14 protein-coding genes are annotated in these 12,309 nt (G+C 63.3%); 11 read left to right on the top strand and 3 right to left on the bottom strand.

Annotation, left to right across the window (positions count from 1 at the left end; all coding sequences use genetic code 11):
- Positions 1-108: 108 nt before the first annotated feature.
- The 11 genes from ACEN98_RS28725 (at position 109) to ACEN98_RS28675 (ending at position 6,362) form a co-directional block, all read left to right on the top strand.
- Positions 109-513, top strand: coding sequence for a hypothetical protein (locus ACEN98_RS28725; protein ID WP_413387700.1), 405 nt, complete (start codon positions 109-111; stop codon positions 511-513).
- Positions 514-524: 11 nt separating this feature from the next.
- Positions 525-773: a hypothetical protein gene (locus ACEN98_RS28720; RefSeq protein ID WP_413387699.1), complete on the top strand. Its 249-nt coding sequence runs from the start codon at positions 525-527 to the stop codon at positions 771-773.
- A complete protein-coding gene (locus ACEN98_RS28715; protein ID WP_413388278.1) occupies positions 770-1,015 on the top strand; it encodes a hypothetical protein in 246 nt (81 codons plus the stop codon). Before ACEN98_RS28720 ends, ACEN98_RS28715 begins: the two co-directional genes overlap by 4 nt.
- Positions 1,005-1,460 carry a glycoside hydrolase family 73 protein gene (locus ACEN98_RS28710; RefSeq protein ID WP_413388277.1) on the top strand — a complete coding sequence of 152 codons (456 nt, stop codon included), beginning with the start codon at positions 1,005-1,007 and terminating at the stop codon, positions 1,458-1,460. The genes ACEN98_RS28715 and ACEN98_RS28710 overlap by 11 nt, the downstream gene beginning before the upstream one ends.
- Complete coding sequence (locus tag ACEN98_RS28705) at positions 1,457-1,942, top strand: hypothetical protein (protein ID WP_413388276.1); 486 nt, start codon at positions 1,457-1,459, stop codon at positions 1,940-1,942. The genes ACEN98_RS28710 and ACEN98_RS28705 overlap by 4 nt, the downstream gene beginning before the upstream one ends.
- Entirely contained in the window at positions 1,939-2,076 is a 138-nt protein-coding gene (locus ACEN98_RS28700) for a hypothetical protein (protein WP_413388275.1), read from the top strand. The genes ACEN98_RS28705 and ACEN98_RS28700 overlap by 4 nt, the downstream gene beginning before the upstream one ends.
- 197 nt (positions 2,077-2,273) lie before the next feature.
- Positions 2,274-2,840 (top strand): hypothetical protein, encoded by a 567-nt coding sequence (locus ACEN98_RS28695; protein WP_413388274.1) that lies wholly within the window; start codon positions 2,274-2,276, stop codon positions 2,838-2,840.
- 50 nt (positions 2,841-2,890) lie between these two features.
- Positions 2,891-3,559 carry a ribonuclease HI family protein gene (locus ACEN98_RS28690; protein WP_413388273.1) on the top strand — a complete coding sequence of 223 codons (669 nt, stop codon included), beginning with the start codon at positions 2,891-2,893 and terminating at the stop codon, positions 3,557-3,559.
- Positions 3,540-4,220: an HD domain-containing protein gene (locus ACEN98_RS28685; protein WP_413388272.1), complete on the top strand. Its 681-nt coding sequence runs from the start codon at positions 3,540-3,542 to the stop codon at positions 4,218-4,220. The genes ACEN98_RS28690 and ACEN98_RS28685 overlap by 20 nt, the downstream gene beginning before the upstream one ends.
- Positions 4,221-4,293: 73 nt before the next feature.
- Complete coding sequence (locus ACEN98_RS28680) at positions 4,294-5,529, top strand: MFS transporter (protein WP_413388271.1); 1,236 nt, start codon at positions 4,294-4,296, stop codon at positions 5,527-5,529.
- Positions 5,526-6,362, top strand: coding sequence for an EamA family transporter (locus ACEN98_RS28675; protein WP_413388270.1), 837 nt, complete (start codon positions 5,526-5,528; stop codon positions 6,360-6,362). Before ACEN98_RS28680 ends, ACEN98_RS28675 begins: the two co-directional genes overlap by 4 nt.
- A gap of 2 nt (positions 6,363-6,364) precedes the next feature.
- On the opposite strand, the gene ACEN98_RS28670 is transcribed toward ACEN98_RS28675, so the two are convergent.
- The 3 genes from ACEN98_RS28670 to ACEN98_RS28660 form a co-directional block, all read right to left on the bottom strand.
- Positions 6,365-7,861, bottom strand: coding sequence for a glycoside hydrolase (locus tag ACEN98_RS28670; protein WP_413388269.1), 1,497 nt, complete (start codon positions 7,859-7,861; stop codon positions 6,365-6,367).
- Entirely contained in the window at positions 7,862-9,364 is a 1,503-nt protein-coding gene (locus ACEN98_RS28665; RefSeq protein WP_413388268.1) for a tryptophan halogenase family protein, read from the bottom strand.
- A gap of 92 nt (positions 9,365-9,456) precedes the next feature.
- A complete protein-coding gene (locus tag ACEN98_RS28660; RefSeq protein WP_413388267.1) occupies positions 9,457-12,276 on the bottom strand; it encodes a TonB-dependent receptor in 2,820 nt (939 codons plus the stop codon).
- Positions 12,277-12,309: the final 33 nt, after the last annotated feature.

The raw sequence follows: 12,309 nt of genomic DNA, 5'->3' as shown, positions 1-12,309 counted from the left end.
ACGAAAGGAAACACACATGAAGAAATCGACTATGGCAACCGGCGCGGGCGGCGGCAAGCAACGCCCACCGACCGAGCAGCAGAAGAAAACCACGCCGACGAAGAAGAAATGAACTCGTGGCGCGCACGCTGCCTTGCCGGGGCATCGATTCTGCTAGCGATGTACGGGCATGCATGGGCAACGGGCCATCTGCCCAATACGCCCGAAGGCATGCTGATGTTTCACGGCAGCGCCGCGCTACTGGATCTTCTTTTGCTGTACGCCGCGCCCGCCTTGCTTCATGGCCGGCTATGCGCGGATGCGCAGCGGCTGCTGCTGGCGTCGATCGTCGGGAATTTCGCTGGCTGGCTTCTGTACGTCGCATATGTCTCGCCCACCTTTTACAACTGCTTCATGTGGGTGCTGACGTATGCCCAACTGCTTCGACTTTTTATTCCCGACCGCCATGCTGATCTTCCTTGGCTCGATCTGGTTCGTCATCGTGATCATTTCAGCGGCAGCCACCATCCTTGAGAGAACAAACCATGCAAGAACCCGAAAACGTACGCTCCGCGATTGAGGCCGCGGCGAGCAATCCGAAGATGGCCGCAGCCGTTGCCGCGAGCACGACCGCCATTGGCGCAGCTACCAAGATGGAGGCGATCCAAGGATGGCTGTCGGTCGCCTCCATGGCCGTCGGCATCGTGACAGCGCTCGTTGTGCTGGGCATCCAATTGATCCGCCTGGAGAAAGCCTGGCGCGAACGTGCACACGAAGAGAAGGAAATCGCATGAGCATCCTCGACCATATCCGCGCCGCGCGTAAATCGTTCACCGTGTGGATGAACGCCGTACTGCTGGCGGCATACCCATTCGCGGATTCCATCATCGACGCCCTACGCGACAACCTGCCTGATCTGGCACCGTACCTACCGGCGAACGTGTTCCGCGCTGTCGGGCTGGCCCTCGTCGTCTACAACATCGTGCACGGTGCTCGTGCGGCTGCGAAGGCAGCGAAGGAGAATCATGCCGCCTAGCGCCTTCATCGGCATGCTGGCCCAAGCCGCGCAGGACTGCCAGCGCAAGACCGGGATACCAGCATCCATCACCCTCGCGCAGGCCGCACTCGAATCCTCGTGGGGCGCGCGCGCGATCGGCAACAACCTGTTCGGCATCAAGGCGGACAAATCGTGGACCGGGCCGACCGTCACCTTCGGCACGCATGAGCACGTGGACGGAAAGAGCGTGGCTATGCCCGACAAGTTCCGCCGCTACTCCAGCTGGCTCGACAGCATGGTCGACCACGCGCAGTTCCTGCTGAAGAACCCGCGCTATGCGGCGTGCTTCAAGGAGACGACCGGGCCGGGCTGGGCGCGTGCTCTGCAGGCGGCCGGGTACGCGACCGACCCGGACTACGCGAAGAAGCTGATCGACATCATGCGCTTCCGGAATCTTGCCTTCTATGACGAGGTGCATTCGTGACCGCGCTCGAACGCCTGCTCATCGCCGCCGTGCTTGCCGTGCTGCTCGCGGTCGGCACATGGTTCGGCATCCACCACTACGGCGCCGAGCGGTATGACGCCGGCCATGCTGCCGCAATGAAGGAGCGCGCCGCACTGGATGCTGTCGCCGTGCTGAAACGGACGACCGAGAACGCCGCCACTGCCGCTGCCCAGGCTCATACCAATTCCATCATCACGAAAGCCAAAAATGAAGAACTTGCCCCTGTTCGCGAGCGCATTGTTACTCAGCGCGTGTACGTCGGTTCCGCCATCTGTGACGGACCTCCCGCCCCCGCCCAAACCGCAGATGCCGCCAGCGGCGACGGCGCCAATCCACCCGGCCGGCTGGTTCGACCGGACGTTGACCGAGATATTAAGGCGCTGAAACTGGCCGTGGAGGAAGACTTGGCGACCGGGCGATCGTGCCAGGAATGGGGCAAGAAGAACGGATTCTTACCGTGACCGACTACCACGTCATCACGCCCGAGTCGGCCGAGTTGGTCATGCAGGTGGTCGACGGCCAGATCGTCATCGTGCCGCCATCGCCTGATCAGCAGTCAGAAGACGCTCCAGAAATTACAGAAATGCGCTCCTAAGTTATTGTTTACTTAGGGGCTGGTCCCTGCATTTTTGTGCATGTCATCCTCCTAAATTGATCATGTAAGCACCTGATTTACCTATGAGAACACAGCTTTACAACTAGGTTTCAGATGTAAGAGTCTGCTTCAACCGCTGAATCGTTCCGCCCGCCGCGCTATATTGGTCACATCCGAAGTCCGGATTGGAGACCAACATGAAACGCCTCGCACTTGCCACCCTGATCGCCATCGGCGCCGCCGCCGCACCGCTTCCTTCCATGGCTTACAGCAATGTCAGCCTGACCATCAGCACCGCCCCGCCGGCCCCGTTGTACGAACGCGTCCCCGCGCCGCGCCACGGTTATGTGTGGGCACCCGGCCACTGGGAGTGGTCCGGCCACCGCCATACGTGGGCACCGGGCTACTGGGTCGCCGAGCGTCCCGGCTATGTCTACCGCGCACCGGCCTGGTACCAGGGCAATGGCGGCTGGTACATGCAGCCTGCCGCGTGGACGCCATACGGTCCCGACCGCGACCGCGACGGCGTGCCCGACCGCTTCGAACGCCGCTACGACCGCGGCTACGACCGGGGTTCGTACTACAACGACCGGCCGGGCTATCGGGACCGCGACCGCGACGGCATCCCCGACCGCTACGAGCGCCACGGCCGCCGCTGGGACGAAGACCGCGACGGCGTGCCGAACCGCTACGACCGCGACCGCGACGGCGACGGTGTGCCGAATCGCTGGGATCGCCGGCCGGACAATCCCTACCGCCGCTAATCCTGGAAACAGCGCCCCGGCGCTGTTTTTCTTTGTAGTATCCTCTCGGCATGAATGACTATCCCGACCTGGACCGGATCGCCTACAAGGCCGAGCGCGCGGCCAGCCGCCGCCTGGCGCTGGCCGAAGGGCTGCCCACCGACCAGGCGCTGCGCCGCACGCTGGAACTGGCGGCCGGCGCCGCCGGCCTCGCCGCCCTCGTCGAGGGGCGCACCGGCACGCTGGCCGCGCAGGCGGCGCGCGATGCGGCCCGCGCCTCCACAAAAGCCGCTGCGGCCTCGCGGCGCGATGTGCAGCCAAGCGCATGGCGCGCCTGGTTCGACGGCTCCGCGAAACCGAACCCGGGCCGCTGCGGCATCGGCGTGCGGATCGAATGCCCGGACGGCCAGCTCATCGAACTCGCCCGGCCGGCCGGCCACGGCAACAGCAGCGAGGCGGAATACCGCGCGCTGATCGCCCTGCTGGAAACGGCCGCCGCCCACGGCGCGCACGAGCTGACCATCCACGGCGACAGCCGGGTCGTGATCGACGATGTCACCGGCCCCGACCTGTACGCCGCGCCCGCCCTGGCCGGCTATCGCGCCCGGACGCTGGCGCTGCTGGCCCTCCTGCCCGACGTGCGCCTGCGCTGGGTGCCGCGCCACAAGAACACCGGGGCCGACGCGCTGTCGCAGCGCGCCCTCATTTCCTTAGACTCGAATGCAAGCACTCCATCCTGAACTCGACAGCTGGCGTCCCCGCCTCGTCCAACTGGCCGCACAGGCGGTCGCCGACCAGGGCCCCGACGGCGCCCATGACCTGAACCATGTCGAACGCGTCTGGCGCAATGCGCAGGCGCTGCTGGCGCACCACGACCAGGCCGATCCGCTCGTCGTGCTCGCGGCGTGCTACCTGCACGACCTCGTCAACGTGCCGAAGGACGACCCGCGCCGCAGCATTGCATCCCGCCTGTCGGCCGAACTGGCCACCGAGCGGCTGGCGGCGCTCGGCTTTCCGGCGGACAAGCTTGCGGCCGTCGCCCACGCGATCGAAGCGCACAGCTTTTCCGCCGCCGTCCCCGCGACCACGCTGGAAGCCCGCATCGTGCAGGACGCCGACCGCCTGGACGGCCTCGGCGCCGTCGGCCTCGCGCGCATGTTTTATATCGCGGGCCGCATGGGCAGCGCCCTCGCCCACGGCAGCGATCCGCTTGCGCTGGACCGTCCGCTCGACGACAAATCGTATTCGCTCGACCATATCGACGCGAAGCTGGCGCGCCTGCCGGGCATGATGCAGACCGATGCCGGCCGCCGCCTCGCCGAACAGCGGCTGGCGATCCTGACGGACTTCCGCAGCGCCTTCGCGGCCGAATGGGCAGGCATCCCGCACGTGGCAGCTTGATCGAAAAGCAAGCAGTTGTCTGCCGGGCAATCGGTGCTACCATAGGCGTTTTCCGCATCGTCCCGGAACGCCCATGGCCAAAAGCGCGAACCTGAATTTCGTCCTCATCTGCGTGTTCGTCGACATGCTCGGCATCGGCCTCATCGTGCCGGTGCTGCCGAGCCTCGTGGGCGAATTCGTCGACAATCGCACGCAGCAGGCGCTGTGGTACGGCGTGCTGGGCGCCACGTTCGGGCTGATGCAATTCCTGTTCATGCCGATGGTGGGCGCGCTGTCCGACCGCATCGGCCGCCGCCCCGTGCTGCTGTATTCGATGGGCGGCATGTGCATCAACTTCCTCGCGACCGCCTGGGCGCCCAATCTTGCATGCCTGTTCATCGGGCGCGTGATCGGCGGGGCGTCGTCGGCCAGCATGTCCGTCGCGTCCGCGTACGCATCGGACGTGTCGGCGCCGGAAAACCGCGCGAAAAGCTTCGGCAAGATCGGCGCCGCGTTCGGCTTCGGCTTCATCTGCGGGCCGATCCTGGGCGGCCTGCTGGGCAATATGGGATTGCACCTGCCGTTCTACGTGGCGGCCGCGCTGTCCGCCGCGAACTTCGTCTACGGCTACTTCGCCGTGCCGGAATCGCTGCCGCGCGAGCGCCGCGCGGCGTTCCAGTGGTCGCGCATCAACCCGTTCACCTCCCTGCTGCGCCTCGTGCGCCGCACGGATATCCGCGGCCTGATCACCGTCTACACGCTCGTCGCCTTCGCCCAGATGATGCTGCAGTCGACGTGGGTGCTGTTCACGACGTTCCGCTTCGACTGGACGCCGCGCGACAACGGCATCGCCCTGTTCTGCGTGGGCGTGTGCTCGATCGTCGTGCAGGCCGGGCTGCTCGCGCCGCTGATCCGGCGCTTCGGCGATGTGCGGCTGTCGCTGATCGGCCTCGCGTCCGGCGCCGTCACCTACTTCCTGTACGCGATCGCGACGCACGGCTGGATGATGTACGTCTTCATCCTCTGCAACCTGCTGTCGTTCGCCGCGGGACCGGCGCTGCAGGGCATCCTGTCGAAATCGTCGTCCAGCCGCGAACAGGGAGAACTGATGGGCTCCCTGCAATCGATCAGCAGCATCGGCCTGGTCGTCGCGCCGCTCGTCGGCACGCTGCTGCTGGGCGCCGCGAGCGACCTGCCGCCGCAGGACTGGCGCGTGGGCGGGCCGTTCTTCCTGTGCGCCGCCATGCAGGCGGCCGCGCTGCTCGTCGCACACCGCTACTTCCGCCGCCACGGCATTCCCGAGACGGCACCGGCGGCCGAGCAGGCGTGACGCCTTCCGTGCTGTGCGCCGTGCTGGGCGCGGCGTTGCTGCACGCGAGCTGGAACACGCTGCTCAAGCGGCGCGGCGAGCCGCTGCTCGCGACCGTGCTCGTCGTGGCCGGATCGGCCTGCGTCGCCATCGTCCTGCTGCCTTTCCTGCCGGCGCCGGCGCGGGCCAGCTGGCCGTTCATCGCGGCGTCGGGCGTCGTCCAGGCAGCCTACTTCCTGCTGCTCATCGAGACCTACCGCGACGGCCAGGTCAGCCACGCCTACCCGCTGATGCGCGGCTGCGCGCCGCTGCTCGTCGCCATCGTCAACGGGCCGCTGACGGGCGACCGGCTGAGTCCCGGCCAGTGGGTCGCCATGCTGCTGATCTGCGGCGGCGTGCTGGGGCTATGGCTTGCCCCGCGCGCCGCCGGTGCGCGCCGGACAACCGTGTTCGCCCTGCTGACGGCCGGCGTGATCGCGGCCTATACGCTGATCGACGGCCAGGGCGTGCGGCGTTCCGGCGCGCCGGCCGCGTACACGCTATGGATCTTCCTGCTGACGGGCGCCTGGGTGTGCGCCTGGACGGCCCGCGGCCGCGTGGGCGCGCTCGTGGCGTTCGCGCGCGCGCATCCGCTCGTGGCGCCGCTGGGCGGCCTCGCCTCCGTCGGCTCGTACGGCATCGCGCTATGGGCGATGACGCGCGCGCCGGTCGCCGCCGTCGCCGCGCTGCGCGAGACATCGATCCTGTTCGCGACCGCGATCGCCGCCCTCATCCTGCGCGAACCCATCGGCCGCGCACGGCTGGCGGCCGTCACCCTGATCGCGTGCGGCGCGGTCGCGATGCGGCTGGCCTGACCCTATTGTCGAGGCGTCGCAACGACAGTCACCACCGACATGGGCCGCGCATGCACGGACAACCTGGCGCCGCATGATGCGGGTTTCGACGTCGCGAGGCTGTCTTCTGCCTGGGTGATATAGGTCTTGCATGTCATCGTGCCGCGCTTTGCATCCGGCAGCCGGATGTCCAGCATCCGCGACACGATCCCCGGATTGACGGCCACGATGACGACTTCGTGCGTTTCCGGATTTTCGGCCACCAGCGCATCCTGGTTATCGGATTTCAGGAACCGATATCCCGGCCTGATGAATCTCGTAAAATTGGCAAACGCCCAGAATTTCTTGGTGATTTGGTAGTCCGGTCGCTCGAGGTTTGAAAAATCAGTCTTGATCAATCCCCAGTTCGAGCTCTTATTGGGATCGGACGACCTGTTTTCGATGGCTTGCCACAGGACCCAGGCGCGCGGATTCATGCTGTTGATGTCAGTGACGATCTGCTGCGCCAGAGCAATGGCCGGGCGCATGTCGTTGATGTCTTCCCGCACATTGCTGGGCGATAGATCGACTTCCGACATCCATAACCGTTTTCCCGACGTTTCCGCGATGTCCCGCACCCCACTTTTTGCTATCCATTCGTAGGTATGGACGTTGAGTTGCCGGATAACGCTTTTCGCATCGGGTGACAAACCGGCCCAGTCGACGAAAAAAGTCTGGGGATTGGTTTCGTCCGGCCCCGATATTTCCGTCTTCATGCCATATTCGGCCAGCACCTTGGCCAACGCAATGAACATGCGCGATTGCGCTTCCGGCGACCAGTGAGCGCCTTCCTGTTTGTTGGTGGAAAACCAATAAGGCGTATTGGGCTCGTTGACCGGAGACAGGGTCCTGAATCGGATACCGTGGCGTCGCTCGAGCTCCGCCGTGACGCGCGCGAGATATTTGGCAAACTGGGTTTCGAATCCCGGACGAAGGTTGTCCTCCAGCCCATTGACGTTACCGGAAACCAGGCCACTGCGCGTCATGAAATACGGCGGCGAGTTCGAAAACGCCTCCAGGATCAAATCGGGCGGCGCGACCCGAGCCTTGATGGCATCGAGCCACCAGCGCTGCCCGGCATCCGCGGACCAGTCCCAGGCATCGTCGGCGTCCGGATTCCACCCATCCGGCTTGCGCCAGAATCCGGGAATATCGCCACCGGGGCGCAAATACGCTGGTGCCCCGGGCGCATTGCCGCCACCAATATTGTAACGCGCGATATTCAATGCAAGACCGTCCCGCCCATAGAGCAAATCAGCCAACCGGGTGCGCTGCGGCTCGGCGAATTTCCCGGTCACATGGGCAAACCAGGCGAGCGCGGTGCCCCATCCTTCAAACGGCGGCGTCGGATGCCGCCAGTCGACATGGATCACGACGGGAACGGTCGCCGGCTTGTCGCCAGTATGTCCGGCATGGGCGCCGCTTGCCAGGACACCCAATCCGACGACAACCATATACTGCAGTACCTTGCGCAACCTCATTCAGCGATTCTCCATGGTCGAGGCCAGCTTGTGTTCCTTGATGTAGGCGGCGTGATCCGGAAGCCTTGACACGATTTTCTTGAAGTTGCGCTCCAGATTGCTGTACGCATTCGCGAGCATGGCGTCGTCTTGAAGGGCCATCGTAGGCATGTAGGCTCTTGGCCGAATCCCTTGGCCCAACAGGACCGCATGCCACGACGTGCTTTGGAACAGTTCTTCGGCGGCAAGGTTCAGTTGTCCACGCTCACGGAACAGCTCAATTCTTTCCTGGAGACTGTCCGGAATCTGCATGGCTTTCACGTAGCGCCATAATGCCGAGTCGTCACGTTCCGTCGCGTGGTAATGCAGGATGAGGAAGTCCCTGACGTTTTCGACTTCCCGGGTCGCCTCCTTGTTGAAAGCCTGTGCGCACACCGGGGCCAAACCGGCGTCCGGAAAATAGCGGATGAGTCGCTGGATGCTGGATTGAATGAAATGAATACTGGTCGACTCCAGCGGCTCCAGGAATCCGCTGGCAAGCCCGATGGCGACCACGTTCTTCGTCCAGGGCGTCCTGCGCCTTCCTGCCGTGAACTTGATGCGGTTGATCGGCGCCAGCGGCTCCCCCTCCAATCCATCCAGCAGACACCGCTCCGCCGCTTCATCCGTGGCAAATTCGCTCGAATACACCACGCCGTTACCAACGCGATGCTGCAAAGGTATCCGCCACTGCCAGCCGAAAGGTCTGGCGGTGGAAATCGTATAGGGCGTCAGTGCCAGCTTTCGTTCGCAAGGCACCGCACAGGCGCGGTTCATCGGCAGCCAGCGCGACCAGTCTTCATACTCGACACCCAGCTCCTGCCCGAGGAGCATGGCGCGCATGCCGGAGCAGTCGATGAACAAGTCGCCCGGCACGAGCTCGCCCGTCTTGAGCTTCAGGCCTGTGACATGCCCGTTTTCCGGGTCACGCTCCGCCGTCAGCATGTCGCCAATCTTGTGCGACACCCCGCGCGCCAGGCAGACCCCCTTCAAGTATTTCGCATAGCGGCCGGCGTCGAAGTGATAGGCGGACTGGAGGTGCTGCAGCGGATCGCCCGGCCGTTCGGACGCGGGCGCAAATACGTTATGTCGCGCTGCCAACGTGCATAGCGAGAATTCGGAGAAGTCCGAAACCTGCCCTTTCTCCTTCAAACGCAGCCAGTACTGGAAGAAGTAGCCGATGTCGCGCTCCACCCCATACGCGCCGAAAGGGTGGAAATACGTCGAACTGTCGTTGAGCCAGCCGCGAAATTCGATACCGAGTTTGAACGTCGCGCCGGTGGCGCGTATGAACTCGGCTTCATCGATGCCGATCATCTGATGAAACGTGCGGATCGGCGGGATCGTCGCCTCGCCAACGCCCACCGTGCCGATGGCGTCCGATTCCACCAGCACGATCTCGACGGCTTGACCGAACGTGTGGGACAACGCGGCCGCCGTCATCCATCCGGCGGTTCCGCCGCCGAGGATGACAACCTTGGCCATCCATCTATCCTTGACCATCCTGCCCCCTTGTGGATCGCGTTCACAAAAAGCGCGCCGCGGAAAGACCCGCGGCGCGTTCGCTCATATCAGCGTTAGAAGCTTGCCTTCAGGGACACACTATATCGACGATCGTTAAGTTGCCACAACAAACCGCCCGAGGGCCGCTCGACATACGTGTGGTACATCGAGTTCCTCAGATTCACGGCGTCCGCCGACAGCGTGAAGATCTTGTTGATCTGGTAGCTCACCGACGCATCGAGCGATGAATACGGCGCCGCATACTGGTTCGCACCAAACACACCGCTGCCGTTGATCTGGTCGAGGTAGGAGGAACGCCAGTTGTACGCAAGACGCGCTTGCAGCGGTCCCTTTTCATAGAGGCCGATCAGGTTGTAGCTATTCTTCGACAACTTCGGCAAGGGAATGAGGGTTCCGGGCTTGAGCTCGACTTTCGAGTCGACATAGGTGTAGTTGGCCTGGATGCCGAATCCCTTGAACGGGTCGGGAAGGAAATCAAAGAACTGGGTAAAGCCGGCTTCGATGCCTTTTACCGAGCCCTTGCCGAGATTGATGCTGGTGCCGATATCGTAGACGACGCCACCGAAGTTCATCGGTTCGGTGCCGCCGGCCAGGTAACCGTCGATATCCTTCTTGAATAACCCCAGGAACGCCATATTCGACGTGCCCCAATAGTCTTCCAACGTCAGATCGTAGGACGTCGCAGTCATCGGCTTCAGGTACGGATTACCGGAACTGCCCGTCGGGCGGCCGTTGGCGTCGTATTGCGAAGGGATGTTTGGATTCAGCTGGACATGGGCGGCCATGTCGGTAAAGTTTGGCCGCGTCATCGTCTTGCTGTAGCCAAAGCGGACCTGCACATCCTCGTTCAGGTGCAGGCGTGTATTGAGGCTCGGGAGGAAATTCCGGTAGCTGTTATTGAGCGTGGCGGCACGCGACCCGTTGCTGTCCTGGACATAGCCGATCGACGTCTGGTCGGTCTTCACGACGCGAATACCGGCGGTACCGTCGAGTTCGTAACCGAATACGCTGGTACCGAAATCACCCGTGACAAAGAACGACCGCGTCTTTTCGTGTTGCTCGTTGATATCCCCGGGACGGAACGTCGTGTCGAATGTATACGTATTCGGCTTGCCGGCGAATAACTGCGCATACGTCGCGACGGTTCGATCGAGAACGCTCGAGTTGGGATTGGCGTACTCCGGGAACACGGCGACTGGCCAGCCAATACCCGGCTGCATGAAATTGCTGGAAGGCCCAGCGTAGGCGAGATCCGGATGTTGCGCAACCGGAATAAGCGGGCATGCGCCCCAGCTGGGGTTGGTGCCCGTATCGTTACAGACACCGGTATTGTTCCAGTTACCCCGCAACAGCACCTTGGTATCGGCTGCGCGTATGCCGACGTGCAGTTTGGTAAAGAAATGATCGCCGAGGTCATAGTCGAAATCCTGGCTGAGGGCCGACATCTTCAGCTTGTGACGGTCGACCGCATTCGCGAGCCACTCGTAATACCAATTCTTCGGATTGCCGAAATAGGCGTAAGGATTGGCCGGATTGGCTGGATCGACGATAGAAAATGTCGGGATCCGGCCGCGCACGTCGAAAGCCAGGTTCAGGTTGGGGATATTGGCGACACTCCTGCTTTCATTATCGTAAAGCTTGATGGAGTCGCCATTGCGGTCGGCATCGTAGTTGGCACGTTCATACGCGAAGTCGGTCTTCGACTTGAGCCTGTCCGAAATGCGCCACTTGACGTTCACCGCGGACAGGTTCGTGCGATTGCGAACGTCCTGGTCGAACCGGGAGGATGAAAAAATCTGCGGCGACAACGTGCCGCTCGTGGCACTGCCGTCAGGTGCCCACGTCCATGTGGAACCTGCCGCTGCGCGCGGGTCGCTGTTCTTGTCGTCGCCGTAGATGTATTCGCCGCGCCGGATGAACGTGTAGTTCGAATAGAGGTTTTGTGCCGTGAGGAGAACGTCGCTGTTCACCTGCCACTGGTAGGCGAGCGCCAGGCCCTGGCGCTTTCGCTCACCCGAGTCCTCGTACATCTCGAAGGAGGTCGGCACATAGAGTTCCGAAAGCGCCCCCTTGTTCGGCATCGAATTGTAGGCCGCGACCTTGGCCGCCGAGGGCGGTTGCGCCGCGTCCGTCGCACATTTCCCAACCGTTGCCGTCAGGCAGTGCTGCTGCTGTTGAAGAACGGCGTCCTGGCGATAATAGGTCTTGCTCGCGGTCGCATTCACCAGGAAGCCCATGCGGCCGAAATCCGTCTTGAACTGGCGGCTCAACAGGCCCGATCCCGCCGGCGAATACTTGCGAATGCGGTCGTAGTAATTGGACTTGAGCGTAATGACGTTGACGTCTTCTTTCGAGTCGAACGGCAGTCGCGTGCGAATGTTGACCACGCCGCCGACACCGCCTTCGATCAGGTTCGACGCCGCGTTCTTGTACACGTCGACGCCGGCCATCAGTTCGGAGGGGAGCCCTTCCAGGTCCGGTGCCCGGCCCCCGTTCGCCGTGAAGAAGTCGCGCCCGTCGATCAGGTTACGGACTTGCGTAATGCCGCGGATCGTGATCGCGGGCTCGGTGCGATGGTCGTAATCGGTGCCACCCTCGCCATAGCGGCGCTGGATCTGGACGCCGGCGACCCGCTGCAGCGACTCGACCGTACTCACGTCCGGCAGCTTGCCGATATCGGTCGCCTGGATCGAGTCGACGATCTGGTTGGCGTCCTGCTTGAGATCGCGCGCCGATTTCAACGCCGCGCGCTGACCGGTGACGATAACGGTGTTCGGGGCGCTCGTGTCCCCGCTTGCACTCGCAACGTTCGTGTCCTGCGCATGCGCGGCAATGGGCCCTGCCACGAGAAGCGCGCAGGCCTGGGCCACCATCGTCTTTCCAATCGTTTTTACATTTCCGTTTCG

This window comes from Massilia sp. CT11-137, from assembly GCF_047302885.1.
Lineage (GTDB): Bacteria > Pseudomonadota > Gammaproteobacteria > Burkholderiales > Burkholderiaceae_D > Telluria > Telluria orientalis.
This window is presented reverse-complemented; position numbering and strand designations above follow the sequence as displayed.